Annotated in this window: 29 protein-coding genes; 9 read left to right on the forward strand and 20 right to left on the reverse strand. The window is 71.1% G+C overall.

Annotation, left to right across the window (positions count from 1 at the left end):
• Positions 1–2: 2 nt before the first annotated feature.
• The 5 genes from ACQPZQ_RS02135 to iolC form a co-directional block, all read right to left on the reverse strand.
• Positions 3–1532: a CoA-acylating methylmalonate-semialdehyde dehydrogenase gene (locus tag ACQPZQ_RS02135; RefSeq protein ID WP_433291443.1), complete on the reverse strand. Its 1530-nt coding sequence runs from the start codon at positions 1530–1532 to the stop codon at positions 3–5.
• The gene (gene iolD, locus ACQPZQ_RS02140) at positions 1529–3448 is read right to left on the reverse strand and encodes a 3D-(3,5/4)-trihydroxycyclohexane-1,2-dione acylhydrolase (decyclizing) (RefSeq protein ID WP_433291445.1); all 1920 of its coding nucleotides are present in this window, start codon (positions 3446–3448) and stop codon (positions 1529–1531) included. Before iolD ends, ACQPZQ_RS02135 begins: the two co-directional genes overlap by 4 nt.
• 85 nt (positions 3449–3533) lie before the next feature.
• Complete coding sequence (gene iolB, locus ACQPZQ_RS02145) at positions 3534–4442, reverse strand: 5-deoxy-glucuronate isomerase (RefSeq protein ID WP_433291447.1); 909 nt, start codon at positions 4440–4442, stop codon at positions 3534–3536.
• Positions 4439–5347 (reverse strand): Cgl0159 family (beta/alpha)8-fold protein, encoded by a 909-nt coding sequence (locus ACQPZQ_RS02150; protein ID WP_433291449.1) that lies wholly within the window; start codon positions 5345–5347, stop codon positions 4439–4441. Before ACQPZQ_RS02150 ends, iolB begins: the two co-directional genes overlap by 4 nt.
• Positions 5307–6257 (reverse strand): 5-dehydro-2-deoxygluconokinase, encoded by a 951-nt coding sequence (gene iolC, locus ACQPZQ_RS02155; RefSeq protein ID WP_433291451.1) that lies wholly within the window; start codon positions 6255–6257, stop codon positions 5307–5309. Before iolC ends, ACQPZQ_RS02150 begins: the two co-directional genes overlap by 41 nt.
• 178 nt (positions 6258–6435) lie before the next feature.
• On the opposite strand from iolC, the gene ACQPZQ_RS02160 reads away from it, so the two are divergent.
• Positions 6436–7191, forward strand: a complete 756-nt coding sequence (locus ACQPZQ_RS02160; RefSeq protein WP_433291453.1) for a GntR family transcriptional regulator — start codon at positions 6436–6438, stop codon at positions 7189–7191.
• Between the two features lie 90 nt (positions 7192–7281).
• Here the strand turns inward: ACQPZQ_RS02160 and ACQPZQ_RS02165 are convergent, their stop codons facing one another.
• The 4 genes from ACQPZQ_RS02165 to ACQPZQ_RS02180 form a co-directional block, all read right to left on the reverse strand.
• Positions 7282–7494, reverse strand: a complete 213-nt coding sequence (locus ACQPZQ_RS02165; protein ID WP_241041888.1) for a DUF3073 domain-containing protein — start codon at positions 7492–7494, stop codon at positions 7282–7284.
• Positions 7495–7719: 225 nt separating this feature from the next.
• On the reverse strand, positions 7720–8916 hold the full coding sequence (locus ACQPZQ_RS02170; protein ID WP_433291455.1) for an MFS transporter: 1197 nt from the start codon (positions 8914–8916) through the stop codon (positions 7720–7722).
• Between the two features lie 93 nt (positions 8917–9009).
• Positions 9010–10098 (reverse strand): YgfZ/GcvT domain-containing protein, encoded by a 1089-nt coding sequence (locus ACQPZQ_RS02175; protein ID WP_433291457.1) that lies wholly within the window; start codon positions 10096–10098, stop codon positions 9010–9012.
• A complete protein-coding gene (locus ACQPZQ_RS02180) occupies positions 10095–10556 on the reverse strand; it encodes a Fur family transcriptional regulator (RefSeq protein ID WP_433291459.1) in 462 nt (153 codons plus the stop codon). The genes ACQPZQ_RS02175 and ACQPZQ_RS02180 overlap by 4 nt, the downstream gene beginning before the upstream one ends.
• 189 nt (positions 10557–10745) lie before the next feature.
• On the opposite strand from ACQPZQ_RS02180, the gene ACQPZQ_RS02185 reads away from it, so the two are divergent.
• Both ACQPZQ_RS02185 and ACQPZQ_RS02190 read left to right on the forward strand, forming a co-directional pair.
• Positions 10746–12152, forward strand: coding sequence for a hypothetical protein (locus ACQPZQ_RS02185; protein ID WP_433291462.1), 1407 nt, complete (start codon positions 10746–10748; stop codon positions 12150–12152).
• A 45-nt stretch (positions 12153–12197) separates the two neighbouring features.
• Positions 12198–13295, forward strand: coding sequence for a hypothetical protein (locus ACQPZQ_RS02190; protein ID WP_433291464.1), 1098 nt, complete (start codon positions 12198–12200; stop codon positions 13293–13295).
• 7 nt (positions 13296–13302) lie between these two features.
• Here ACQPZQ_RS02190 and ACQPZQ_RS02195 read toward each other — a convergent pair whose 3' ends face one another.
• The 9 genes from ACQPZQ_RS02195 to ACQPZQ_RS02235 form a co-directional block, all read right to left on the reverse strand.
• Positions 13303–13896, reverse strand: coding sequence for an FABP family protein (locus tag ACQPZQ_RS02195; RefSeq protein WP_433298966.1), 594 nt, complete (start codon positions 13894–13896; stop codon positions 13303–13305).
• A gap of 29 nt (positions 13897–13925) precedes the next feature.
• The gene (locus tag ACQPZQ_RS02200) at positions 13926–14057 is read right to left on the reverse strand and encodes a hypothetical protein (protein WP_433291466.1); all 132 of its coding nucleotides are present in this window, start codon (positions 14055–14057) and stop codon (positions 13926–13928) included.
• Between the two features lie 111 nt (positions 14058–14168).
• Positions 14169–14468, reverse strand: coding sequence for a DUF1416 domain-containing protein (locus ACQPZQ_RS02205; RefSeq protein ID WP_433291468.1), 300 nt, complete (start codon positions 14466–14468; stop codon positions 14169–14171).
• Positions 14468–15307, reverse strand: a complete 840-nt coding sequence (locus tag ACQPZQ_RS02210; protein ID WP_433291470.1) for a sulfurtransferase — start codon at positions 15305–15307, stop codon at positions 14468–14470. The genes ACQPZQ_RS02205 and ACQPZQ_RS02210 overlap by 1 nt, the downstream gene beginning before the upstream one ends.
• Positions 15304–15768 carry a DUF4395 domain-containing protein gene (locus ACQPZQ_RS02215; protein ID WP_433291473.1) on the reverse strand — a complete coding sequence of 155 codons (465 nt, stop codon included), beginning with the start codon at positions 15766–15768 and terminating at the stop codon, positions 15304–15306. Before ACQPZQ_RS02215 ends, ACQPZQ_RS02210 begins: the two co-directional genes overlap by 4 nt.
• Positions 15769–15806: 38 nt before the next feature.
• Positions 15807–15953: a putative leader peptide gene (locus ACQPZQ_RS02220; protein ID WP_433291475.1), complete on the reverse strand. Its 147-nt coding sequence runs from the start codon at positions 15951–15953 to the stop codon at positions 15807–15809.
• The gene (locus tag ACQPZQ_RS02225; protein WP_433291477.1) at positions 15953–16402 is read right to left on the reverse strand and encodes a thioredoxin family protein; all 450 of its coding nucleotides are present in this window, start codon (positions 16400–16402) and stop codon (positions 15953–15955) included. The genes ACQPZQ_RS02220 and ACQPZQ_RS02225 overlap by 1 nt, the downstream gene beginning before the upstream one ends.
• Before the next feature lie 46 nt (positions 16403–16448).
• On the reverse strand, positions 16449–17237 hold the full coding sequence (locus ACQPZQ_RS02230; protein ID WP_433291480.1) for an LmeA family phospholipid-binding protein: 789 nt from the start codon (positions 17235–17237) through the stop codon (positions 16449–16451).
• Positions 17234–18103, reverse strand: coding sequence for an alpha/beta hydrolase family protein (locus tag ACQPZQ_RS02235; protein ID WP_433291482.1), 870 nt, complete (start codon positions 18101–18103; stop codon positions 17234–17236). The genes ACQPZQ_RS02230 and ACQPZQ_RS02235 overlap by 4 nt, the downstream gene beginning before the upstream one ends.
• A gap of 141 nt (positions 18104–18244) precedes the next feature.
• Between ACQPZQ_RS02235 and ACQPZQ_RS02240 the strand changes: the two genes are divergently transcribed.
• The 6 genes from ACQPZQ_RS02240 to pstB all read left to right on the forward strand — a co-directional run bounded on the left by ACQPZQ_RS02240 (position 18245) and on the right by pstB (position 24273).
• The gene (locus tag ACQPZQ_RS02240) at positions 18245–19027 is read left to right on the forward strand and encodes a winged helix-turn-helix transcriptional regulator (RefSeq protein WP_433291485.1); all 783 of its coding nucleotides are present in this window, start codon (positions 18245–18247) and stop codon (positions 19025–19027) included.
• 58 nt (positions 19028–19085) lie between these two features.
• Positions 19086–19991, forward strand: a complete 906-nt coding sequence (gene mshD / locus ACQPZQ_RS02245; RefSeq protein ID WP_433291487.1) for a mycothiol synthase — start codon at positions 19086–19088, stop codon at positions 19989–19991.
• 243 nt (positions 19992–20234) lie between these two features.
• Positions 20235–21344 (forward strand): phosphate ABC transporter substrate-binding protein PstS, encoded by a 1110-nt coding sequence (gene pstS, locus ACQPZQ_RS02250; protein WP_433298968.1) that lies wholly within the window; start codon positions 20235–20237, stop codon positions 21342–21344.
• Between the two features lie 96 nt (positions 21345–21440).
• On the forward strand, positions 21441–22394 hold the full coding sequence (gene pstC / locus ACQPZQ_RS02255; RefSeq protein WP_344723677.1) for a phosphate ABC transporter permease subunit PstC: 954 nt from the start codon (positions 21441–21443) through the stop codon (positions 22392–22394).
• A complete protein-coding gene (gene pstA / locus ACQPZQ_RS02260) occupies positions 22394–23482 on the forward strand; it encodes a phosphate ABC transporter permease PstA (RefSeq protein ID WP_433291489.1) in 1089 nt (362 codons plus the stop codon). The genes pstC and pstA overlap by 1 nt, the downstream gene beginning before the upstream one ends.
• 11 nt (positions 23483–23493) lie before the next feature.
• Positions 23494–24273, forward strand: a complete 780-nt coding sequence (gene pstB / locus ACQPZQ_RS02265; RefSeq protein ID WP_241041903.1) for a phosphate ABC transporter ATP-binding protein PstB — start codon at positions 23494–23496, stop codon at positions 24271–24273.
• A gap of 25 nt (positions 24274–24298) precedes the next feature.
• Here the strand turns inward: pstB and phoU (ACQPZQ_RS02270) are convergent, their stop codons facing one another.
• Together phoU (ACQPZQ_RS02270) and phoU (ACQPZQ_RS02275) are read right to left on the reverse strand one after the other, a co-directional pair.
• Positions 24299–24958, reverse strand: coding sequence for a phosphate signaling complex protein PhoU (gene phoU / locus ACQPZQ_RS02270; RefSeq protein ID WP_433291492.1), 660 nt, complete (start codon positions 24956–24958; stop codon positions 24299–24301).
• A gap of 59 nt (positions 24959–25017) precedes the next feature.
• Positions 25018–25674 carry a phosphate signaling complex protein PhoU gene (gene phoU, locus ACQPZQ_RS02275; protein WP_433291495.1) on the reverse strand — a complete coding sequence of 219 codons (657 nt, stop codon included), beginning with the start codon at positions 25672–25674 and terminating at the stop codon, positions 25018–25020.
• Positions 25675–25699: the final 25 nt, after the last annotated feature.

The raw sequence follows: 25699 nt of genomic DNA on the forward strand, positions 1-25699 counted from the left end.
GATCAGGTCGCCGTCGGGAAGTGGTAGGAGGCACCGGTCGCGTGCGCGGTGTCGATGCTCGCTCCGCGTTCGCTCCGCTCGGTATGCGGCCACCGCGAGGTGATCACCTTCGCTCGCGTGTAGAACGAGACGCCCTCGGGGCCGTGGACGTGCTTGTCGCCGAAGAGCGAGTCCTTCCAGCCGCCGAAGGAGTAGTACGCCATCGGCACGGGGATGGGGACGTTGATGCCGATCATCCCGACGTTCACCCCGCGCTGGAACCGCCGGGCGGCCTCCCCGCTGGAGGTGAAGATGGCGGTGCCGTTGCCGTACGGGTTGGCGTTGATCAGCGCGATCGCCTCGTCCACGGAGCCGGTGCGCACCACCGAGAGCACCGGGCCGAAGATCTCCTCCCGGTAGACGTCCATGTCGCGCCCGACGTTGTCGATCACCGTCGGGCCCACGAAGAAGCCGTTCTCGTAGCCGGGGACGGTCAGGCCGCGGCCGTCCACGGCGAGCGTGGCGCCCTGGTCGGCTCCGCTGCCGATCAGGCCGACGATCCGGTCGCGGGCCGCCGCCGTGACGACGGGACCCATCTCGCTCTCGGGCGCGCGTCCCGGGCCGACCTTCACGGCGCGGGCCTTCTCGCTCACCGCGGCGACGAGGTCGTCGGCGGCGGCACCGACGGCGACGGCCGCCGAGACGGCCATGCAGCGCTCACCGGCCGACCCGAACGCGGCCGCGACCAGGTGCTCCGCCGCGAAGTCCAGCGGGGCGTCCGGAAGGACCACCGCGTGGTTCTTCGCCCCGCCGAGCGCCTGCACCCGCTTGCCGTTCGCCGACGCGCGCTCGTGGATGTAGCGCGCGATCGGCGTCGAGCCCACGAACGACACGGCGGCGACGTCCGGATGGTCGAGCAGGGCGTCGACGGACTCCTTGTCGCCGTGCACGACGTTGAAGACGCCGTCGGGCAACCCCGCCTCGGCCCACAGCTCCGCCACCAGCATCGACGCGCTCGGGTCGCGCTCGCTGGGCTTGAGCACGAACGTGTTGCCGCACGCGATCGCCACCGGGTGCATCCACATCGGCACCATCGCCGGGAAGTTGAACGGCGTGATCCCGGCGCAGACGCCGAGGGGCTGACGGAACGAGAAGACGTCCACGCCGCCGGACACCTGGTCGGAGTACTCGCCCTTGAGCAGCGTGGGGATGCCGCAGGCGAACTCGACGACCTCCAGCCCGCGCTGCACCTCACCCCGGGCGTCGGAGACGACCTTGCCGTGCTCGTCGGAGATGATCTCGGCGAGATCCAGCGTGCGCGCGTTCACCAGTTCGCGGAACGCGAAGAGCACCTTCGTGCGGGTCGAGAGCGACGACTGCGACCACGTCTCGAACGCGGTGGCCGCGGTGGCGACGGCCGCGCTGACGTCGGCCGAGCTCGCCAGCGCCACCTCGGCCTGCTGCTCGCCCGTGGCCGGGTTCCACACCGGGCCGGTGCGGGTGGAGGTGCCGGGCTCCGGCTTGCCACCGATCCAGTGGGTGATGGTCCTCACGACGATCCCTCCTGGGAGCCGGACGCGTCGGACGGCCGCAGCAGGGGTCGCTGCTCCGCCTTGCGCGCCTCGTAGGTCTTACGTGCTTGCTTCGTGCTGTCGAGCTGGGCGACCTCGGACACCGGCACGTCCCACCAGCTCTCCGAGGACGGGACGGGCGCGAGCGGGTCGGTCTCGATGTGGATCGCCGTCGTGCGGACGGACGCGCGGGAACGCGCCAGCGCGTCGCGGAACTCCTCGATCGTCCGCACCCGGATCACGTCGGCACCGAGGCTCGCGGCGTTGGCGGCGAGGTCGACCGGGAGGACGTCGCCGTCGAGCTGCCCGGTCCGCGGGTTCCGGTAGCGGTACGCGGTGCCGAAGCGCTGCGAGCCCACCGACTCCGAGAGCGAGCCGATCGAGGCGAACCCGTGGTTCTCCACGATGACGAGGTTGAGCTTGATTCCCTCGGACACCGCGGTGACCAGCTCCTGGGACATCATCAGGTAGGAACCGTCGCCGACCAGGGCGAACACCTCACGCTCCGGTGCGGCCATCTTGACCCCGAGCGCTCCGGCGATCTCGTAGCCCATGCAGGAGTAGGCGTACTCGACGTGGTACTGCTTCGAGTCGCGGGCCCGCCAGAGCATCTGCAGATCACCGGGCATGGAGCCGGCTGCCTGCACCACGACGTCCCGCGCGTCCATCACCTCGTTGAGCGTGCCGAGCACCTCGGTCTGCGCCGGGAGCGGCTGGTGACCCAGGTGCGCTGCCTCGTCGACGACCTGGTTCCAGCGCTCGGCGTGCTCACGGTGGGTGGTGGTGTACGCCTCGTCGACGCGGTACCCCTCGACCGCGTCGACGAGTGCGTCCAGCGCCGCTCGCGCGTCGGCCACGACCATCGTGCCGGCGTGCTTCGCCGCGTCGAACGCCGCGACGTTGACGTTGACGAACCGGACGTCCGGGTGCTGGAACGCGGTGCGGGACGCCGTGGTGAAGTCGCTGTAGCGGGTGCCCACGCCGATCACGACGTCGGCCTCGCGGGCCAGTGCGTTGGCCACCGGGGAACCCGTGGACCCGACACCGCCGACGGCCTGCGGGTGGTCCCACGGCAGCGCGCCCTTGCCGGCCTGCGTGTCGGCGACGGGGATGCCGGTGGCCTCGGCGAACCGGCGCAGCGCCTCGGTGGCCTCGCTGTAGTGCACCCCGCCACCCGCGACGAGCAGCGGACGGCGGGCCGAGGAGATGATGTCGGCGGCCCGGGCCAGCGCAGCAGGCTCCGGAACCGGGCGCGGGATGTGCCAGACCCGCTTCGCGAACAGCTCCTCGGGCCAGTCGTGCGCTTCGGCCTGCACGTCCTGCGGCAGCGCGATCGTCACCGCGCCGGTCTCGGCCGGGTCGATGAGCACCCGCATCGCGCCGAGCAGCGCCGACGGGAGCTGCTCCGGGCGCCAGACCCGGTCGAAGAAGCGTGACAGCGGCCGGAACGCGTCGTTCACCGACACGTCGTAGCCGAAGGGCTGCTCCAGCTCCTGCAACACCGGGCTCGCCACACGCGTCGCGAAGATGTCGGACGGCAGCAGGAGCACGGGGATGCGGTTGGTGGTGGCCAGGGCCGCCCCGGTGAGCATGTTCGTCGACCCCGGCCCGATCGACGCCGTGCAGGCCATCGCCTGCAGTCGGTTGCGCATCCGCGAGTAGCCGACGGCGGAGTGCACCATGCCCTGCTCGTTGCGGGCCAGGTGATAGGGGAGATCGGAGCCCGTGCCGTCACCCTGGGCCGACTCCAGCAACGCCTGCGCGACGCCGGCCACGTTCCCGTGCCCGAAGATGCCGAAGCAGCCGGGGATCAGCCGCTGCTCGATCCCGTCGCGCTCGCTGTACTGGGCGGCCAGGAACCGGACGAGCGCCTGGGCGACGGTCAACCGAACGGTCATCGCAATCCCTCGCTGCGCTCGGTCAGCCCATAGGGAGACAACACCGCGCGGGGCCGCTGTGTCGATGATTCGCTCGCAAGCTCGCTCATAGGAAGCGCTCCTCTGTGGTCGTCAGCGGGAGCCGGGGGTCGATCTCCTGCTCGTCCCAGGTGCCGCGGATCCAGGCGTGGGCGGGGTCGTCGCAGATCAGCCAGGCCCGTTGCGGGCTCGGCCCGGCCATGACGTTGAGGTAGTAGAGGTCGTAGCCGGGCACGGCCATCGACGGCCCGTGCCAGCCGTGCGGGATGAGCACGGTGTCTCCGCTGCGGACCTCAGCGCAGACGTCGATCTCGCGTCCCGGGCCGGACGTGTAGACGCGCTGGTAGGCGATGCCCTCGCCGGCCGGGCCCGGCGCGACCTCGAAGTAGTAGACCTCCTCCAGCTGAGCCTCGCCCTCCCGCTCCTCGTCGTGCTTGTGCGGGGGATAGGACGACCAGTTCGCGGCCGGGGTCAGCACCTCCACCGCGATCAGCTTGTCGGCGTCGAAGGTCTCCGGGTTGCAGAAGTTGTTCACCTGCCGACTGGCCTGCCCGGCCCCGCGCAGCTCGACGGAGACGCCGTCGGCCGGGCCGTAACGGGCGGTCAGCCGGCGGGTGGCGCGGGCCGCGGGGAGCGCGAAACGGCCGCCTGATGCCGAGGAAACGGTCACCTGCGCGTCGCGGGGGGCGTAGGCGAAGTCGGTGACCCGCGAGAACACGCTCTCGCGCCCGGCGACCTCGAAGCGTTCGCCGTCGCACTCGACCGTGCAGCTTCCGGAGAGCGGGAGGACGACCATCTCGTCCTCGCCGGTGGCGAAGGTGGCGCGACCGCCCGCCGGCAGTTCGAGCACGCGCAGGCTGCTGTAGCCCCAACCCGCGTTCTCCGGCGTGATGACGAGGGAGAACGTGTCGTCGCCCGTCTCGCCCCTGCGGACCACGGGGCCGACGGTGCGGGTCTCGCTCGCAAGCTCGTTCACAGGAGGCTCACCGCCGCATCCACTGCGCCGGCGACATCGTCGTTGGGTGGATAGAGCAGCGAACGCCCGATCACCAGGCCCTGCACCGTGGGGAGGGTCAGCGCCTTGCTCCAGCTCGCGAAGGCGGCGTCCTGGTCCTCGGTCACCTCGCCACCGAGGATCAGCGCGGGCAGTGTGGTCGCGGCCATCGCCCGCTCCATCTCCTCGACGATCGGCACTTTCAGCCACGTGTACGCGGACGTCGCGCCCAGCCCCGCCGCCACGCACGTCGCGCGGATCATGGCCTCGGCCGTGAGCTCGTTGCGGACGCGCCCGTCCACGCGGTGGGAGATGAAGGGCTCGACCATCGCCATCAGGCCGTGCTTCGCCAGCTCGCCGATGGCCTTCGCGCCGGCCTCCAGCGTGGCGGCCGTGGCGGGGTCCTCCGGGTCGATGCGGATGAGCATCTTGCCGCCCTCGAACCCGGTCGCGGTGAGGCTCTTCGCGTCGTAGGCGGTGAATCGGTCGTCGATCTCGAACGTGGTGCCGGCCAGCCCACCGCGGTTCATCGAACCGACCACGACCTTGTCGTCGAGGGCGCGGAGCAGCAGGAGGTCCTCGAGGATGTCCGGAGTACCGAGCACCCCGTTCACGCCGGGACGGGACAGGGCGAGGCACAGCCGGTCGAGCAGATCACTCCGATCGGCCATGGCCAGCGCACGGCCACCGGCCCGCAGCGCGCCCCGAGCCGGGTGGTCGGCGGCGATCATCATCAGCCTGCCGTGCTCGCCGAGCAGCGAGCCGGGCCTGCGGCGGTGAGCCGCGGCCTCGGCCACGGCCTGTGGCCTGCGCACGCGGCTGTCGATCAGGTTGCGGAGCTGGTCCTCACGCACCGATGGCCTCCCGCAGCCCGGCCTCGACCTCATCGGTGGTGGGCATGGCGTCGGAACAGGCGAGCCTGCCTGCGACGATCGCACCGGCGGCGTTGCAGAACCGCATCGCCCGCTCGAGATCCCACCGGGAGAGCAGGGCGTGGCACAGCGCGCCGCCGAAGGCGTCGCCGGCTCCGAGGCCGTTCACCACCTCCACCGGCATCGGCGGCACCTGCACCTTCGCGGAGCCGTCCGACGCCAGCACGCCGGCCGGGCCCTGCTTGACGACGGCGAGCTCGACGCCTGCATCGTGCAGTGCCTCCGCGGCGGCGTGGGGCTCGCTGACTCCGACCGCGGTCTCGCACTCGTCGAGGTTGCCGACGGCGACCGTCACGTGCGGCAGTGCCTCCTGCATCCACCGGCGGGCCTCCTCCCGGGAGGGCCAGAACATCGGCCGGTAGTCCAGGTCGAGAACCGTGATCCCGCGCCGGTTCCGCTCTCGTAGCGCAGCGAGGGTGGCACCGCGGCTCGGCTCCTGCGAGAGACCGGTGCCGGTCACCCAGAAGATGTCGGCCGCGCGCACGGCGTCCATGTCGAGCTCGTCGGTGCGGATCTCCAGGTCGGGAGCCTTGGGGAGACGGTAGAAGTAGAGCGGGAAGTCGTCAGGCGGGAAGATCTCGCAGAACGTCACCGGGGTCGGCAGTTCGGGCACCGCCGTGACGTACCGGTCGTCCACGCCGTAGCCGCGTAGGGCGTCGTGCAGGAACTCTCCGAACGGGTCCTCCCCGGTCCGGGTGATCACCGCGCTGCGTCTGCCGTGGCGGGCCGCTGCGACCGCGACGTTCGACGCGCTTCCCCCCAGGTACTTGCCGAACGTCTGCACCTCGCGCAGCGAAACCCCGATCTGGAGCGGGTAGATGTCCACCCCGATCCGCCCCATGGTGAGCACCTCGAGGGCGCTCATGCGGTCGTTCCCGGCGTATGGCGGTCCCGGCCCCGCGTCGGCCCCGGCGTCATCGTCGCTGTCCTCCCGTTCGGGTTGTGGCCCGAGAGTGACCCGGAACACTCGGACAGATGTACTCTGACCCGCGAAACCTGTCAACACTTTGTCCTGACATAGAGGTCTTAAGGAGTGCTGAGGCGTGGAGCGTTCGGCGCCAGGAAGCCTGGTCCCGGAGATGGGTTTGGACCGGACCAGTCCGGTCCCGCTGTACTTCCAGGTGGCGAGCAGGGTGCAGCAACTGATCGAGAGCGGGGAGATGCCGGTCGGCGGCCGGCTGGAGAACGAGGTGGAGCTGGCCGAGCGCCTCGGGGTCTCCCGGCCCACGATCCGCCGGGCAGTGCAGTACCTCGTGGAGCGGGGCGTGCTCGTCCGCAAACGGGGTGCGGGCACGCAGATCGTCCACCCGAAGGTCCGCCGCCCGGTCGAACTGACGAGCCTCTACGACGATCTCGCCAAGACGGGACAGAAGCCACGCACCGAGGTGCAGACGCTCCGGGTGGGGCCCGCGCCCGACCACGTGGCGGAGGCACTCGGTCTTGACGGCAACGCCCACGTGACATGGATCGAGCGGTTGCGGTTCGCCGACGGCGAGCCGCTGGCGATCATGCACAACGCCGTGCCGGTGGACGTACTACCGCTGAGTCGCGCCGACCTCGAGGAGCACGGGCTCTACGAGCTGCTGCGGGCAGCGGGGTACGCGCCACGCATGGCTAGCCAGGTGGTGGGGGCGAGAGTCGCCACCACGGCCGAGGCCAGGATGCTCGGCGACGTCAGAGGTGCGCCGCTGCTCACCATGACGCGCACGGCATGGGATGCAAGCGGTCAAGCAGTTGAGTACGGCTCTCACATCTACCGCGCGACCCGCTATGCGTTCGAGCTCACGCTCTCGACGTGACGCACTCCCGCTCCGCGTAGCCGTCGTGGCTCGGTCGGGCACATACCGGGTGCTCGACCGAACCACGGACAGGGCCCGAAGGCCCGGCGGTCAGCGGTACCGGCGGCTCGGGGCCTCGTCCTCGTCGTCCGCCTCGGGGGCGTACGGGTCGGCGTAGTCGTCCTCGTCACCACCACCGTTGCGAGGTGCCGCCGTCCCACTCCCGATCTCGCGCTGCAGCGCGTCGAGATCCATGGTGGGGGAGCTGTACTTGAGCTCTCGGGCCACCTTCGTCTGCTTGGCCTTGGCTCGTCCGCGCCCCATGGCTGGTCCCCCTTACAACAGGGAAGGGGCGGCCGGATAGCTCGGCGGCCCCATTCACATCTCATCAATGTCCTGGTGACCACCGTACCTTGCGGACGGGCCGGTGTGCGATGTGGCACCGGTTGTGTGATTTCGGACGCTCCATGTCGGCGGGACGCGAAGCGCCATGGATAACCCACGGCAGGACGAATGGGGCGATGTTCGCAGGTGGAAGCCGCCGGGCTGCTAGGCGTCGGCGTGGCTGTGCATGACGGGCTCGGCCAGCCGGCGCAGTGTGACGAACGCGGCCAGCGCAGCGGCGCCACCCATCGCCAGCATCACGGGCAGACCGGCCAACTCGGCGACCAGGCCGCCGAGGGCGGGCGCGGCCGCCGCCCCGACGTAGTTCGCGGTGTTGGACACGGCCATCGCGGTGGCGGCCCGGTCCGGCGGCGCCAGCTCGCCCGCCGCGGTGAAGACGAGGCCGTTCCAGCTGATAGCGGTCGCGGCCGCGGGCACCAGGATGGCGGCCAGCAGTGGCGCCGGGCCTGGTTCCAGCGCCGCGGCCAGGCCGAACCCGAGTGCGGACGCCAGCGCGATGATGCGCAACGGTCCCAGCCTGCTCGCCACCTTGTCCGACCACAGGCCGTTGCCCAGCCGCCCCGCCGCCCCCAGCACCTGGGCGAGTGCCAGCAGCCCCCCGGCAAGGCCGAGAGACAGGCCCGCGCCGTCGTGCAGCACCTCGACGAGGAACACCGAGCCGAGGAACTGCGGCACGACGAGCAGTAGCCCGCTCAGGCTGAGCCGGAGCAGCCGCCGGTCGGCCATCACGGCCAGGGTGCTCGTGGTCGGCCGGGTGCCACGGGCGGGCCGTCCGGGCGGCTCGCGTACCCAGATCGCCACCGCCACCGCGGCGACGAGACACGTGAGGGCGAGAGCCACGAACACCGCGGGCACGCCCCACACGCGCGAGATCGGGGGCAGCGAGACCGCGGCGAGCGCCGTGCCGATGGGCACCGACGTCTGCCGGACGGCCATGGCCATGCCCCGGCGGGCGGTCGGGAACCAGGTGAGCACCGCCCGGCCGCTGGCGGCGTTCACGCTCGCGCCGGACGCCCCCGCGAGGAGGAGGAGCACACCGGCGACGACCGGGTTGCTCACGAGGGCCGTGCCGCCCAGCGCGGCGGCAGAGCCGAGCAGTCCGATGGTCATCACACCGCGCTCGCCGAACCGGTCGGCTGCGCCGCCCCACGTGATCAGGGTGAGGACGAGACCGACCGAGATCGCGCCGATCAGCGCGCCGACGCCGGCCAGGCCGAGCCCGAAGTGGTCACGAAGGGCGGGGGTGACGGCGGAAAGGCCGAGGAAGTAGGTGGCTGTGGCGGCCTGCGCGACGGTTCCCACCGCGAGCACCACCCACCGGTACCCGCTGTCCGCCCCCACGCGATCCGACCGTACGCGGGCGTCCCGCTGGCCAGGAGGGCTTTCCCAAGGTATGGACTGTGGGACGCCGCACTGAGCGGACGTTCGCCCTGGTCAGCCCCGTAGTCCGCCTCTGATCTGGGCCGCGCGCCCAGGTGGGGGCGTGTCGTCCTCCGGCAGCACCGAGGTGGGGTCGATCGCGGCCGGTGCGATCCGGTCGTCGACCCCGGCCACCAGTTCGGCGTCCACCGGAACCGACCGTTTGACCAGAGCCAGCGCCACCGGGCCGAGCTCGTGGTGCAGTGCAACCGTGCCCACCCGGCCGACCGGTCGGCCGTCGCGCACCACCGGGTCGCCGGGCACCGGCAGGCGCTCGTCACCCCCGTCGAGGTGCAGCAACACGAGCCGGCGCGGTGGGCGGCCGAGGTTCGCCACCCGCGCGACCGTCTCCTGGCCGCGGTAGCAGCCCTTCGTCAGGTGCACGGCCGAGCCGATCCAGCCCACCTCGTGGGGGATCGTGCGGTCGTCGGTGTCGACGTGCAGCCGGGGTCGCAAGGCCTCCACGCGCAGCGCCTCGAACGCCATGGTGCCCGCAGGTCGCGCGCCGGCGGCCACGAGCTGCTCCCACCATGCGGACGAGGCGTCCCGCGGAATGAGTAGATCTGCCGCGTCGGTGCCCGGCCACGGCATCCGCCGCACCACGCCCCCGTCGGGCAGTGCGAGTGCGCCGTGTGTCTCCGGAACGTCGACCCCCGCCGCCGCCGCCAGCACGTCGGCCGTGGCCGGTCCGACGACGCTGAGAACTGCCAGCTCGTCGGTGGCGTCGCGCGGCTCGACCTTCGACCAGAACACCATCTTCTGGAGGTAGGCGAGCAGTTCGGGGACGTCACCGGGCTCGGTGTCGAGGTAGACGGTGTCGCGGGTGTGCGCGACCACCATGTGGTGCAGCACGCGCCCGTTGATGTCGAGCACGAGCGCCTCGGTGCCGGTGTCGGCGGGCAGTTCGCTCACGTGCTGGGTGAGCAGCAGGTGCAGCCAGCTCAGCCGGTCCTCGCCCGTGACGGCGATGACGCCGCGGTGCCCACGGTCGACCACGGCGGCCGTTCGGGCCATGGCCCGCTGCTCTGCCAGCGGATCGCCGCGGTGGGCGGGAACCTGGGGGTCGGAGTCGGCGCCGGGAAGCGTCTCCTCATGCGCGCTCATGACAACTCCGGGGATGTGGGGCGGCAGTCGCTGCAGGTGCCGGACAGGGCGATGTGCGAGGCGTCGAGCTCGAAACCGATCTCGCTGCGCAGCCGTTCCGCGAGGTCGTCCATCAGGTCGGTGGCGGCTTCGGTGACCGTGCCGCACGAATGGCAGACCAGGTGGACGTGCTCGTGTTCCTGCTCGGAGTAGGTGGGCGCGCCGTGGCCGAGGTGCGTGTGCCGCACCAGCCCGATGCGCTCCATCAGATCCAGCGTGCGATAGATCGTGGTGATGTTCACCGCGGGCGCGGCCCGCTGGACCTGTGCGCAGATCTGCTCCGGCGTGGCGTGCCCGAGCTCACGTACGGCGTCGAGCACCAGTTGCCGTTGCGGGGTCATTCGGAGGCCACGCTGGTGGAGTGTCCGGCGTAGCGCCGATGATCCGCCGGCGGGATCGAGCATCGACGGGGTGTCCATCAACTTGATGGTAGGCCGTCGGCGGCGTCGTGGTTTCGGACACCGCGCACTGTCGCCCCCGAACCGCCCACCCGGGGAGAGTCTCCGCTCCCGGTATACTCCGTAGGGGTGAACGGACAAGTCTGACCGCGACCATCTACCTACCCTCGGCGAAATGCAGGGTGACCATACGCTCGGGAGGGGCCGACGATGACGACTGACGCGGGAGCGCCTGGCGCCCCACGGTTCGATGTCGTCCTTCGCGGTTACGACCGCCGGCAGGTGGACGAGCACGTGGCCCGTCTGCAGCGCGTCATCGCCAGGATGCGGGCCGACCTGGAACTGGCGCGCAGCCAGCCTCTCCCGGTCGTTGCGCAGCCGGGCGGCGGCCACCCCGGGCCGGGCCAGCAGGCTCCGCCCGGCGCGCGGCCGCGCCCCACGCCACGGCCGCGGCCCGGCGGGCCCGTGCCGCCCGGCGAGTCGCCGGACATGATCGGCAGTTTCACCGATCGCATGCAGAGCATCCTGCAGGCCGCCGAGGACGAGGCCGCGGAGATCCGCAAGAAGGCCCACGCCGCCGCACGCGCCGAGCAGGAGACCGTCCGGGCACAGCTCGCCGACATGGTCCGCCAGCGCGACGCGGTGCTCGCAGAGCTCACCCGCATGCGTGGCCAGCTCGAGGGCCTGCTCGCGGCGCCCACTGCCCGGATCACCCTCCCGCCTCGTGAGGGAGCCCCGTCCCCGGCGGCCCGGCAGCGCGACGGCTCCGGCACGCCCAAGCCCGGCCCGGCGCCGGCGTCTCCCACGGGCGGCCCGGCCTCCGGTGCCCGCCCCGCCTCGCCGTCGCCTGCTCCGGCCGGCCGCAGCGCCGGTGCTTCGCCGGCCGACGGCGGTCCCGCACGTCCCACGCAGGGGGGTCCGTCCCGTCCGCCCGCCGCCCCGGTCCGGAGCGGGTCGGCAGCTCCGGACGGGGGTGACCCTTCGGCCAACCGGCAGGCGGCCCGCCCCGACGCGCCTGCGAGCCCCAAGGCCCAGCCGGCTGCGGCACAGAGCGACTCGCGCAGCTCGTCGCCCGCGGCCGCGCGCGGCGAGTCCGGTGCGAACGCCTCCTCCGGTGCCGATCGCGGCTCCTCGTCCTCTCCCTCGCAGGGCAAGACGGCGGCCCACCGCCTGCCGACCGGCGGCTATCAGGCGGTCGTGTCATCCGTCGAGCAGTCCGGATCGATGCGTCCCAGCACCGAGCCCGAGCCGGAGCCCGGCGACCTGTTCCGTCCGGTCGCCGGCCGTCCTGGCGACGAACAGCAGGCCTCGGAACGCACCACCGCGGTGCCGCAAGTCCGCCCACCCGAGAAGTCCGGGACGGCTCCGGTCACCGACGGTCAGGGGCGCACTAATGTCCCCGTGGACTCAACCGTCAAGGTGAATTCGGTTCGCCCTCCGGGGGCGCAGGACGCAGGGCGATTCGGCTCCCCGCCAGGGGCACCTCCAAACCGCGCTGAGCAGAAGAACCCACGGTCGGACGAGGCCAAGGACGGCATGCGCGGCGACGGAGGCCCCGGTGGAGCGGGTAGTCCGGACCGCTCGGGACGATCTCCGTCGGCGTCACGCACCGGCTGACAACGATTGCGCACAGTGACCCGGTAAGTACTACCGTGCGCAGTCATGCAACTGCCCATGGCAAACGGGCTGGTCCCGGCGGGTGTGGCCGTGATGGTGGCCGTCGCGATCATCCTGCTGATCCTGGTCGCGCTGCGCCGCAGACGTCCCTTCGGCGCCGCGCCCCTGAGACACCCGAGCCTGAACGGCTGGCCCGGCGCCACCGCGCACCGCGCCGTCCGCTCCGAGCCGTCGCTGATGCCGCCGTCGTTCCTCGACCGGCCGAGCCGTCAGGAGCCGGCGCCCCTCTTCGTGGCGCCGGCATTCGCGGCGGCGGAGGTCGCCGCGGCCACGGCTGCGCAGGCGGCGCAGCAGGCCACGACGGTGGCGGGAGGGCGACCCGATGCGCTGACGCCGTCGGACACCTTCACCCGAACCCCGGGAGCTGACACCGTCGCTCGTCCGGCGGACCGGCCGTCGGCCGAGGCATCCGCCGTCGTCGGATTGGGCGCGGTCGGGGCGGACGCCCCGGACCTCGTCACCGGGCTGGACGGCCTCGACGGCATCGACACCGTCGGTCGCAAGACCTGGAAGCCGGCCAACGGCAAGGATCCGGACGGGCACACGGGTTCGGGCCGACGGTCCTCCCCGGCCGACACTGCGGGGTCCGGCCGCTCGGTGGCCGCGGCGGTCGCGCAGGCGTTCGCCGTGCGAGCAGCGGCGGCCAAGCGCAACGGGATCGAGCATCGCAGCGGGATCGACGACAAGATCAACGGGACCGACCAGGGCAACCGGATCGACCAGCGGTTGGGCAGCGTGGACAGGGGCTCGTCCCCGTCGGAGCCCGGGCCCTCGGACGCCGGGCCCTCGGACGCGTCGACACCGCCCCCGCCGCCCCCGCCTGCGCCGTCCGCCCCACCAGCCCTGGCTCAGCCGTCCTTTGCGCGGGCCGATGCACGGGACCGGCTGCTCGCCGTGCTCCTCGACGATCCGGCACGGGCGGTCGGTGCCGCCGCCGAGCTGGAAGCGTGCCGTACCCAGCTCCAGGATGTGCTGCAGCGGCTGGCCGGCAGTGGCCTGCGCCCGGAGCAGCTCGCCCGGCTCGCCGGCCTCCCGGTCGACGAGGTGCGTGCCCTGGTGACGCCCACTTCGCCGCTGAACTAGGTAGGGCTCACCCCGCGATGCGGCTCAGCCGGGCCGAGAGGTGCGGCTGCAGCGGCTGTCCTTCCATCGCTCGCTCGTCGACGTAGGCGAGGTCGCCGCCCTCGACGAGCCCGTACAGCCGGTGCGAGGCCGACACCTCCTTGGCGGACGCCGTGCGCACCACCGCGTCGGTCTCGATCTCCCAGGACGTCAGGTTGCGGGCGCGGCCGTAGAAGATCTCGCTGATCCCCGTGGCGTGTGTGATGAGCACCTCGAGCTCACCGTCCGGCTGTGGCCGCCAGAAGCCGACCTCTCGCGCTGCGGGCCGCAGCACCTCGCCGTCCGGTCCCAGCAGCCACGCCCTCGCCTCGTAGGACACGAACGGGCGCCCGTCGTGGGCGAAGACGAGCTGCTGCCCGTAGGCGAACGGCCCGTCGATCGTCGGATAGACGACTTCGCCGGCGCCGCGCCACACGCCGATCAGCGGGAGCAGACCGAGGCACTGTTCGTGCAGGTCGGGGCCTTCTCGTAGGTTCGCCGTGTCGTCCGGGACCGGTAGGTCCTCGAACCGCGGCCGGTTGCGGCGAGGTGAGTCGGGCGCGGCGTTGGCCGGCCCGGAGATCGTCTGTGGGGACTCGGCGTCCGGTCCTGTCACGGGCCGACCTCCCTGCTGACGTCCGGGGTACCCGGCTCCGTCGTGAAGAGCCGCCGGAGCAGGTAGCCGGTGAACCCGAGGATGCCGGCGCTCGCCGCGATCAGCAGGCCGGAGAAGAACCAGTTCACGGGCGGGCAGCCTAGTGCGTGCGACGCCGGCGGGCCGGGCCCGCCATACGGGAAGAGCCCCGAGCCGCGAACGAGTCGCGTGCACGGGGCTCTTCCCGATGCTCAGTGGCCCTACGCCACGGCCACCTCGGCCTGGTGCAGACCGGGCCCGTCGGCGTTGATCACGGTCTCGCCGTTGCCCGAGCGGGACAGCGCGCGCAGTGTCCATGTGCCCGGTGCCGCGAAGAACCGGAAGTTCCCGCTGGCGGAGGCCACGACCTCCGCGGTGAACTCGCCGGTGCCGTCGAGGAGCCGGACGAACGCGCCCCCAACCGGCTGGCCCTCGGCCAGCACACGTCCGGTGAGCACTGTCTCCTTGGTCAGGTCGGTGCCCGGCGGGAGGGCGACGGCCTGGTCAGGTGCTCCGCACATCAGCGACCCGCCCCCAGCTCGATCGGCACGCCGATGAGCGAGCCGTACTCGGTCCAGCTGCCGTCGTAGTTCTTGACGTCGCCGTAGCCGAGCAGCTCGTGGAGCACGACCCAGGTGTGGGAGCTGCGCTCGCCGATGCGGCAGTAGGCGATCGTCGAGCGGTTCTCGTCGTAGCCGGCGTCGCCGTAGAGCTTCTTGAGCTCGTCGTCGGACTTGAAGGTGCCGTCCTCGTTGGCCGCCTTGCTCCAGGGGATGTTGATCGCGGTGGGGATGTGGCCGGGCCGCTGGGACTGCTCCTGGGGCAGGTGCGCCGGGGCGAGGATCTTGCCGGAGAACTCGTCGGGTGAGCGCACGTCGATCAGGTTCTTGCCGCCGATCGCCTCGACCACCTCGTCGCGGAAGGCACGGATCGAGTTGTCCGGCTCCTGGGCGGTGTAGCTGGTGGCGGCGCGCTCGGTGACGTCGGAGGTGAGCGGGCGCCCGTCGAGCTCCCACTTCTTGCGCCCGCCGTCGAGCAGCTTCACGTCCTGGTGGCCGTAGAGCTTGAACTGCCAGTAGGCGTATGCGGCGAACCAGTTGTTGTTGCCGCCGTAGAGCACGACGGTGTCGTCGTTGCCGACACCCTTGGCGGACAGCAGCTGCTCGAACTGCTCCTTGTTGACGATGTCGCGGCGCACCGGGTCCTGGAGCTCGCTCGTCCAGTTGACCTTGATGGCGCCCGGCAGGTGCCCACCGTCGTAGGCGGTGGTGTCCTCGTCCACCTCGAGGAAGACGATCCCCTCGGTGCCGAGATTCTTCTCGGCCCAGTCTGCTGTGACCAGGACGTCCTGGCGGCTCATGCGGTGGCTCCCTGTTGGTTGTTCTTCCGGAAACGGGCGATCAGGCCGTACATCTCACAGCCCAGGCAGAAGCCGAAGGCGGCGTTGAGGAAGGCGGCGGCCAGCGCGAATGCGGTGGCGATGACGCCGAGCGCGGTGAGGTTCGCGAAGTACCCCGCGGCGCCGACGACGGCGAACACGAGCCCGACGGTCTGGGAGAACCGCACAGGAGCGGCCTCCTCCTTCTCCGTGGGCGCGACGAGCCGCGGCGCTACGAGCTTGCGGAACACCACCGAGTACGGCGCGAACCGGAGACCGGCGACCGAGCCGAGTGCGAACACCAGTGCCTGGGCGGCGAGCAGCCAGCCGCTGCCGCTGACGAGCACCAGTGCGAGCACGACGGTGGTGAGCGCCGCCGAGAATCGGACTCCGCGCGGATCGACCGGTGGGTCGCGGCGCGCGGGGGTGGCGGATGTGGGCAAGAGAATGCTCCTGAGGACGGTGCGAATGAACGCGTATCTCAGGAGGTGCGACAGAGGCAGCTCCCGACGCGGCACAGGTCAACTGCGCGTCGTCGGGTCAGCGGCCAGCACACGGACGCGAGGGTAGCCGAGGTCGGCCACTTTCGGGAGCTGCGCTCCGAGGACGAAAGCAAATGTCCGGACATTATGCCGGAGGATCACCGTCGAGGCCGGGCGCGATCGCGGCTTCCAGCTCCGGCAGCCGCGGCACGCCCGAGACGCGCAGCAGCTCGGACCCGTCGGGTCCGAAGGCGACCACCGTGGGCGTCCGCATCACCGAGAGCTCGCGGGCGACGTCCGGCCGCTCGGCCACGTCGATCTCGCGGTGGACGACGCCGGGGCGGCGGGCGGAGAACTCGGTCAGCAGCGCGGCCGTCTGCCGGCACGGGCTGCAGACGGGCGAGGACAGCTGCAGCAGGAGCACCCGGTCCGAACCGCTGGAGGAGGCTCCCGCCAGCGCCCACCCGCCGGCGGCGATGCCACCGGTGCGCAACCGCCCGTTGCGGGAACGCAGCACCAGGCCCACCGCCGTGGCGAGCACGAGCGTGGTGACGAGCGCCCAGACTCCTGCCGCGTCGATCACGTCCGTCCCCAACGCGGCAGTGGTGCTCGTTTACTCCCGAAAGGAGCGTTGCCGGCCCTCAGGAGGACGCTGGGGCGCTGCCGGCGCCGAGGGTGAGGTCCTTGGCCTCGCCGCTGATCTCCAACGTGCCGTTGTCCGCCTTGAGCGACGTCGGGGTGATCTGCAGGGGCAGCGAGCCGGGATCGATGCGCACCGTGAACAACTGCTGCAGCGTGCGCTGCTGGGCCTGCGGGAGCGGCTTCTGGTCTTCACCGAGCCGGATGTCGCGCGGGATGATCTCCGCCTGGCCGGACTCGAGCTGCAGGACCGCGATCACCGACACGTCCTCCTTCTGGCCGAGGAACGTGGCGGTGCCGGAGAACCGCGCGGCGTGGTCGGGGTCGAGATCCGCGAGTGAGGCGTCGCCGCCGTCGTCGACGACCTGCTCCAGCGCCTCGTCGTCGAGCGTGTCGATGCGCAGGTCCTTGATGCCGGGAAGGAGCCGTTGCACGTCGGTGGCCGAGACACGCACGGTGCCCTCCGCCTCGCTCACGCGTAGCGTCTTCGGGCCGGAGCCCAGAATCATCGACAGCGGCGCCTCGACGTCGCGGAGCTGCGCAGAGACGTCGAGCTCCTGCAGCTCCCCGAGGTGGATGCGGGTCGCGTCGACGTCGATGCTGCGGTAGTGGCCGGACACCGCCTGCGTGAGAAACGGGAAGCCGTTGATACGGACGGACGGGTCGTCAGCGAGCCCGATCTGTTCCCGCATCTGACGCGACACGGCCGACTCGGCGAGCGCGGCGGACCCGTAGTCGACGGCCACGAGCAACCCGACCAGTACGAGCAGCCCGATGACGACCCGCCTCATCCGACCTCCGACCCTGGTGCCCGGCGTTCTGCCGGGGTGCGGGGTCCGACCGTAGAGCCGTCGCTCCTGGTGAGTTCGCCCGGGCTGCCTGTTCTCGCCGCGGCGAGCGCCCATCGGGCGATCCGCGCGGCGAGCTCGGGGCCGGTGCCGCTCTCACCGTGGCCCGCGCCGGGCTCGGTCCACAGCTGCGCGTGACCGCCGGAAGCCGCCATCAGAGCCTGCGCGTGGGCGGCCGAGAAGTACCGGTCACCGGTGAAGTGCACCAGCAGCAGCGGCACGGGTGCGACGTCGGCGACGACCTCCACCGGGGACGGCGGGACCACCTCCCACCCCGAGTCGAGGCGGACGCCGAGCAGGCGTGCGACGGCCCGCCCGTGTGGCTGTTCCAGGAGCCAATGCACGCGCCGCATCGCCTGGGTCTCCCGGGAGTACCAGCGGGCGGGGCCGCTGACCGCGACGACCGCGTCGGGCCCCGAGGTCCCCGTGGTCGTGGCATGCCGCAGCGCCACGGCGGCACCCAGGGAGAAGCCGGCCGTCGCGACTCGCGCGTAGCCGGCGGCGCGGGCCCACCTGACTGCTGCGTCGAGGTCGAGCAGCTCGCTGTCGCCCACGGTGCTGCGGCCTCCGGACCGCCCGTGTCCCCGCATGTCAACGGCCACCACGGGGGCGTGGAGGCTCAGGGCCGCGAGCACCGGCCGGGTGGAGGAATGGCGGGTGTGGTGGGTGAATCCGTGGCACACCGCGATCGCCGTGTCTCCTCCGGGACCCGGGAGATGGATGCCGGCGAGGCGTACACCGTCGGCACTGGTCACGTCCACCGCATGCGGCGTGACCTCCGCCGCGCTGCTCGTGCCATCGGCCCTCACCCGGTTATCCTGCATCGATCCGCGTGGTGTGTTCCGACCGGGTCGCGCGGGTGTGAACGGTGCGTCAAAGGCGCCCGCCGTGAACGGTCGAGCGGCGCCGCACCGGGCGCCTCGACTTCCGGTGTGGAAAGGAGGCACCACGTGGAACTCCTTCTGCTGACCGCCGATCCCGATCCCGGGTCCGTGCTGCCGGCTCTCACCCTGCTCCCCCACGGGGTCCGCACGGCAGCGCCCGAGGTGGCGGCGCTCCTCGACGCCGGTCCGCACGACGCCGTGCTCGTGGATGCGCGCACCGACCTCGTGGCTGCCCGCAGCCTGTGCCGGCTGCTGGGCAGCACGGGCATGGACGTCCCGGTCGTCGCGGTGCTCACCGAGGGTGGGCTGGTAGCGGTCTCCGGGGAGTGGGTCGTCGACGAGATCCTGCTGCCCGGCGCCGGCCCGGCCGAGGTGGACGCCCGCCTGCGGCTGCTCAAGTCGCGCCCTGGCGGCGACAACGGCCGCGAGGGTGGAGCGCTGGTGCTCGGCGAGCTGGTGATCGACGAGGCCACGTACGCGGCGCGTCTGCGCGGCCGGCTCCTCGAGCTCACCTACAAGGAGTTCGAGCTGCTCAAGTACCTCGCGCAGCACGCCGGACGGGTCTTCACCCGTGCGCAGCTCCTGCAGGAGGTGTGGGGCTACGACTTCTTCGGTGGTACGCGCACCGTCGACGTGCACGTGCGGCGCCTGCGGGCGAAGCTCGGCACGGAGCACGAGCAGATGATCGGCACCGTGCGCAACGTCGGCTACAAGTTCGTCCGGCCCAGCCGTGGTGCGCTGAGCGGAGCGTCCGCGGTCAGCGTCGTCGAGGACGACGGTGGCAGCGACGACGCAGAGGAGAGCGACCAGGTCCCGGGCCGGGTGTCGGGTGTCGCCGGCATGGCGTGATCATCGCGGGGCCGCGAGCCCCACTGCGGCGGTGGTCTCAGGGGTAGCGTCGGGCGACATGACCGAGCTGTCGTGGCATGCCGGATTGACCGGGTCGGAGATCAATGAGGTCACCGCTCTCGCCACCGCGGCCATGGACGCCGACGGCGTCGCGCCGCTGGGCGAGCACGTGCTCCTGCACCTGTCCGACGACTCCACCGTCCACCTGCTCGCTCGCGACGGGCACGGTCAGGTCGTCGGGTTCGCGCACCTCGACCCGGCCGGCCCGGATGACACGGAGACCGGCGGCGTCGCTGAACTGACCGTGCATCCCCACCACCGCGGCGCCGGACTGGGCACCCGCATCGTCGAGGCGCTGCTGGAGCGCACCGGGGGCCACCTGCGCGTGTGGGCCCACGGTCAGCTCCCCGGCGCGGTGGCCATCGCTGACCGTCTCGGGTTCAGCCCGGCGCGCACCTTGTGGCAGATGAGCCGCAGCCTGCTCACCCCGCTCGCCACGCCGACGTTCCCCGACGACGTGCGGGTGCGCCCGTTCGTGGTCGGTGCCGACGAGGCCGAGTTCCTGCGCGTCAACAACGCGGCGTTCGACTGGCACCCCGAGCAGGGCGGCTGGGACGTGGAGCAGGTCAAGGTGCGCGAGGCCGAGCCCTGGTTCGATCCCGCGGGGTTCCTGCTGGCCGTCGACGAGTCCGACCGGCTGCTCGGCTACCACTGGACGAAGGTGCACGGCCCGGGAGAGCACGGACCCGAACCGATCGGTGAGGTGTACGTGCTCGGCGTGGACCCCGCGGCGTGGGGCAGGCGGCTCGGTGAGGCGCTCACCCTGGCCGGGCTCCACCATCTGCGCGACCGCGGCCTGACCCAGGTGATGCTCTACGTCGAGGCCGACAACACGGCCGCAGTGCGGGTCTACGAGCGCCTCGGCTTCGCCGTCTCGAACACCGATGTTTCGTACGCGCGGTGACAATCGTTCACCCTGTGGCAACCAACGCGGCACTGCAGCCGATCACATTGGTGCAGGTCACGACTAGATCACGGCGCGGTTCTTGAGAGAGTCATGACCTGGCGCCTATCTGCTGTTCATTTCCCGTTTACCTGAACGGGGGAGTGCGGCCACCCCGCTTCCTTACCGTCGCCTCGTGCGGCCACCCCGAGCCGCGCGTGCCCGGTCACGGGAACTCATGACGGAGGAACTCAGGTGAAGACCGTGCGGCACGGCTCGCGTGCCCGAATTGCCGCGGTGGGCATTGCCGCCAGCGGCGCCATGCTGATCGCCGGCTGTGGAGCCGCCAACGAGTCGGCTCCGTCGGGCGGTGCTGGTGCGTCGGCTGCGCAGAGCGTCTCCGGAACGATTGCAGGCGCAGGCGCCAGCTCGCAGCAGGCCGCCCAGGAGGCGTGGATCGCCACCTTCACGGGCCAGAACGCCGACGCGAACATCACGTACGACCCCAGTGGATCCGGTGCGGGACGTACCCAGTTCCTCGGTGGCGGTGTCGCGTTCGCCGGTAGCGACGCCTACCTCAAGCCCGAGGAGATCACCCAGGCCAACACGCGTTGCAAGAGCGACGTCGTCGAGGTGCCGGCCTACGTCTCGCCGATCGCCGTTATCTACAACGTCCCGGGCGTCACCAACCTGCAGCTCGCCCCGGCCACGATCGCGCAGATCTTCGACCGGAAGATCAGCAAGTGGAACGACCCGGCGATCGCCGCCGACAACCCCGGCGTCTCGCTGCCCGACCTGGCGATCACGCCGGTCAACCGCTCGGACAAGTCCGGCACCACGCAGAACTTCGCCGACTACCTGAAGGTGGCCGCCGCCTCGTCGTGGCCGTACGACGTCAGCGACAGCTGGCCCGTACAGGGCGGGGAGGCCGCCCAGGGCACCTCGGGTGTCGTCGGCGCGGTGAAGGCAGGCAACGGCTCGATCGGCTACGCCGACGAGAGCCAGGCTCGCGACATCAGCCAGGTCAAGGTGAAGGTGGGCTCGGAGTACGTCGGCGCCAGCCCCGAGGCCGCCGCCGCCGTGCTCGAGGCCTCTCCGCGGGTCGAGGGCCAGGGCCCGTCCGTCTTCGCCTACAAGCTCGCCCGCGACACCACCGCGTCGGGCACCTACCCGATCGTGCTCGTGTCCTACCTCCTGGCCTGCTCGAAGTACCCGGACGCCCCCACGGCGGACCTGGTCAAGGCCTACCTGAGCTACGTGGTCGGCGCTGACGGCCAGTCCCTCGCCGCCGACAAGGCCGGGGCCGCTCCGCTCAGCGACTCCCTCCGCAGCCAGATCACCCCGGCAATCAACGCCATCGCCGCGGGATCTTGAGCCGTACATCACATAGCCGACAGGACCGGGTGATTGTCACCATGACAGCCACCCGGTCCTGTCGGTGTTCCTTGCACCACCCGCAGAGGGGATGCCGTGACCACGACAACTGAGAAGGTCACTCCGAAGGCGCCGCCCAAGCCGGTGCTGCAGCTGGGTGATCGCATTTTCGCCGGCTCCGCGAAGGGCGCCGGAATCCTGATCCTTGTGGTGCTGGCCGGGGTAGCCGCATTCCTGATCCTGCAGGCCATGCCCGCGATCGTCGCGTCACCCGCCGACCTGCCGGGCGGGAAGAACCTCGTCGCCTACATCGGCCCGCTGGTGTTCGGCACGATCCTCGCCGCGCTGATCGCGCTCGTACTCGCCACACCGTTGGCCGTCGCGATCGCCCTGTTCATCACGCACTACGCACCGCGCAGGCTCGCACAGGGCCTCGGCTACCTGATCGACCTGCTCGCCGCGGTGCCCAGCATCGTCTACGGCCTGTGGGGTGTGGCCGTACTCGCGCCCGCCACGATCGGTGTGTCCACCTGGCTCAACACCTACCTCGGGTGGATCCCGTTCTTCGCCGGCCCGGTGTCGGTCACCGGCCGCACGATGTTGGTCGTCGGCGTCACCCTCGCGGTGATGATCCTGCCGATCATCACCGCGGTGGCTCGCGAGGTCTTCCTGCAGACGCCCAAGCTGCACGAGGAGGCGGCGCTCGCACTGGGCGCCACCCGCTGGGAAATGATCCGGATGGCCGTTCTGCCGTTCGGCCGGTCGGGGATCATCAGCGGCTCGATGCTCGGGCTCGGGCGTGCGCTCGGCGAGACGATGGCGGTGGCGATCATCCTGTCCGCCTCCGGCGCCGTCACGTTCAACCTGATCAGCTCCGACAACCCGTCGACGATCGCCGGCAACATCGCGCTGCAGTTCCCCGACTCCACGGGTCTGGCCGTCAACACGCTCATCGCGTCGGGCCTCGTGCTGTTCGTGATCACCCTGCTGGTCAACGCGCTCGCCCGCTACATCATCAACCGTCGTCGTGAGTTCTCGGGGGCCAACTGATGTCGATCGACACCGAGCGCTCTGAGGGCGCGCAGGCCACGAAAGCTCCTGCGCAGGCACCGTCACTGGTCAGCGCGGAGCTGCCCCGATGGATGCCGTGGGCGGTGCTGGGTGGGGCGTTGGTCGTCATCGGCGTGCTGCTCGCGGCCACCGGCGCGTTCAGCATCGGCGGCCTGCTCGTCGCATCGGCCGTCGTCTACGCCATCGCCACCTACGTGATCTCCCGTGTCGTGGAGGGCAGGCGCAAGGCCACCGACCGTGTCGTCACGATCGTCGTGACGGTGGCGTTCCTCATCGCGCTGACCCCGCTCGTCTCGGTCGTGATCACGGTGGTCGGCAACGGCATGGCCCGCTTCGACGCCGAGTTCTTCAACTCGTCCATGCGCGGTGTGATCGGCGCGGGTGGCGGCGGCTACCACGCCATCATCGGCACGCTGCTCATCACGGCGCTGGCCGCGGTAATGTCGATCCCCGTCGGCCTGCTCACCGCCGTCTACCTCGTGGAGTACGGCAAGGGCAGGCTCGCACGGGCCATCACGTTCTTCGTCGACGTCATGACCGGCATCCCGTCGATCGTGGCGGGCCTGTTCGCGTTCGCGCTGTTCGCGCTCTTCTTCGGCCCCGGTATCCGGCTCGGCTTCGGTGGGTCGGTGGCCCTGAGCGTGCTCATGATCCCGGTGGTGGTGCGGGCCACCGAGGAGATGCTCAAGATCGTGCCGAACGAGCTCCGGGAGGCCGCGTACGCACTCGGCACCCCGAAGTGGCGCACGATCATGAAGGTGGTGATCCCCACCTCGATCGCCGGCATCGCATCCGGTGTCACCCTCGCGATCGCCCGTGTGATCGGTGAGACGGCGCCGTTGCTGATCATCGCCGGCCTGACCACCGCCCTCAACTTCAACCCGTTCGAGGGCCGGATGGCCACGCTGCCGGTGTTCGCCTACACCTCGTACGCGGCACCCGGTGTCCCGCGCGAGCCCTACCTGGACCGGGCCTGGACCGCTGCCCTCGTCCTGATCATCATCGTGCTGGTGCTCAACCTCGTGGCGCGGCTGATTGCCCGGCTGTTCGCCCCCAAGACCCGATAAGAGGTACGACCGTGGGCAAAGCGATCGACGCCAAGAACCTGAACATCTACTACGGCTCCTTCCTCGCCGTCGAGGGCGTCTCGATGTCCATTCGCCCGCAGACGGTCACTGCGCTGATCGGCCCGTCGGGCTGCGGCAAGTCGACCTTCCTGCGGTCGATCAACCGGATGCACGAGGTCATCCCGGGTGCCCGTGTCGAGGGCAGCCTGGAACTCGACGGCAAGGATCTCTACGGCCCCGGGATCGACCCGGTGGGCGTGCGCCGGCAGATCGGGATGGTCTTCCAGCGGCCCAACCCGTTCCCCACGATGTCGATCTACGACAACGTCATCGCGGGTCAGCGCCTGAACAGCAAGAAGATGAAGAAGGAAGCCACCGACGCGCTCGTCGAGCAGTCGCTGCGCGGCGCGAACCTGTGGAACGAGGTCAAGGACCGCCTCGACAAGCCGGGTTCGGGCCTGTCCGGTGGTCAGCAGCAGCGCCTGTGCATCGCGCGCGCCATCGCGGTGCAGCCGGACGTTCTGCTCATGGACGAGCCGTGCTCAGCGCTCGACCCGATCTCGACGCTCGCGATCGAGGATCTGATCAACGAGCTGAAGACCGAGTACACGATCGTCATCGTCACGCACAACATGCAGCAGGCCGCCCGGGTCAGCGACTTCACCGGGTTCTTCAACATCGAGGGCACCGGCAAGCCGGGGCACCTGGTGGAGATGGACGAGACGAAGACGATCTTCTCCCAGCCCAGGCAGAAGGCCACGGAGGACTACGTCTCGGGTCGCTTCGGCTGATTCCCGGCCCCGGAACCGGACGCGCTCAGATCGGGATCGCGTCCGGTTCCTCGCCGGTCACGGCATAGACGGTGTGGTTGGCCACCACCACCGCGTGGTCGGCGAAGCGTTCGTAGTAGCGCGCGAGCAGCGTGACGTCGACGGCCGCGGGCACGCCGTGCGGCCACGACGGGTCCATGAGCACCGTGAACATGTGCCGGTGCAGCTTGTCCATCGCGTCGTCGTCGGCATCGAGCTCCACGGCCAGGATCACGTTGCGCGACCGCGCCACCTCTGCCGCCTTGAGCGCGAGTTGCACTGCGAGCGAACCCATCTGCGTGAAGTCCTCGCGGACCTCGGGCGGCAGTACGGGGCGCGGGTGGCGCATGCTGACCACCTGGGCGACGTGCAGCGCGAGGTCGCCCATCCGCTCGATGTCACCGGCGGCGCGGATCGCCGACACCACCGCGCGCAGGTCGCCCGCGACCGGCGAGTGGAACAACAGCGCATCCGTGGCGACATCCTCGAGCTGGGCCCGCATCGCGTCGATCCGGGCGTCGCCCGCGATCACCTGCTCGGCGAGGCGCACGCGACCGTCGAGCATCGCCGTGGTGGCCCGGTTCAACGCTCCGGCTGCAGCCGTGCACATCTCTCCGAGCAGGTCAGCGAGCTCATGCAGCTGCTGAGGGAGGGGCACGGGCGGCATGAGCGAAGGGTAGGGCCTATCGGGCGGATCGGACGTGAACGAGTGATGAAGGGCGCCTGTCAGACCGCGAGGGGGCCGGGCATCCGGCCCGTGACCACGTACACGATCCGGCGCGCGACGGCCACGGCATGGTCGGCGTACCGCTCGTAGAAGCGGGCCAGCAGCGTGATGTCGACGGCCGGCCCGACGCCGTGGCTCCAGTGGCGGTCCATCAGCACCGTGAAGATGTGCCGGTGCAGGTCGTCCATCGCGTCGTCGTCGGTCTCGAGCTCCGCGGCAGCGCCCAGATCGCGGCTGCGGATCACGTCGCCTGCCTTCAGCGCCAGCGCAACGCCGACGCGCCCCATCTCCGCGAAGTACGGTGCGACCTCCGCGGGAAGCACCGGGAGCGGATGGCGGCGCCGTGCCGCCTGGGCCACGTGCAGCGCCAGGTCGCCCATGCGCTCGATGTCACCCGCCCCGTGGATGGCAGAGACCACGATCCGCAGATCGGTGGCCACGGGCGCCTGTAGAGCGAGCAGCGCGAACGCCCTCTCCTCAGCGGCTGCCCGCATCTCGTCGACCCGGATGTCGTCGGAGATGACCTCCTCGGCGAGCTGGAGATCGCACTCGAGCAGGGAACGAGTGGCCTTGCTCATCGCGTCCGCCACCTGGTTGCACATGTCGGCCAGCGCGTCAGCCAACTCGTCCAGCTGCTCCTGGTAAGCGTCACGCATATAGGCAGGGTAGAGCTGAGTCGGA

This window comes from Pseudonocardia sp. CA-142604, assembly GCF_050948475.1.
GTDB classification, from domain to species: Bacteria; Actinomycetota; Actinomycetes; order Mycobacteriales; family Pseudonocardiaceae; genus Pseudonocardia; species Pseudonocardia alaniniphila.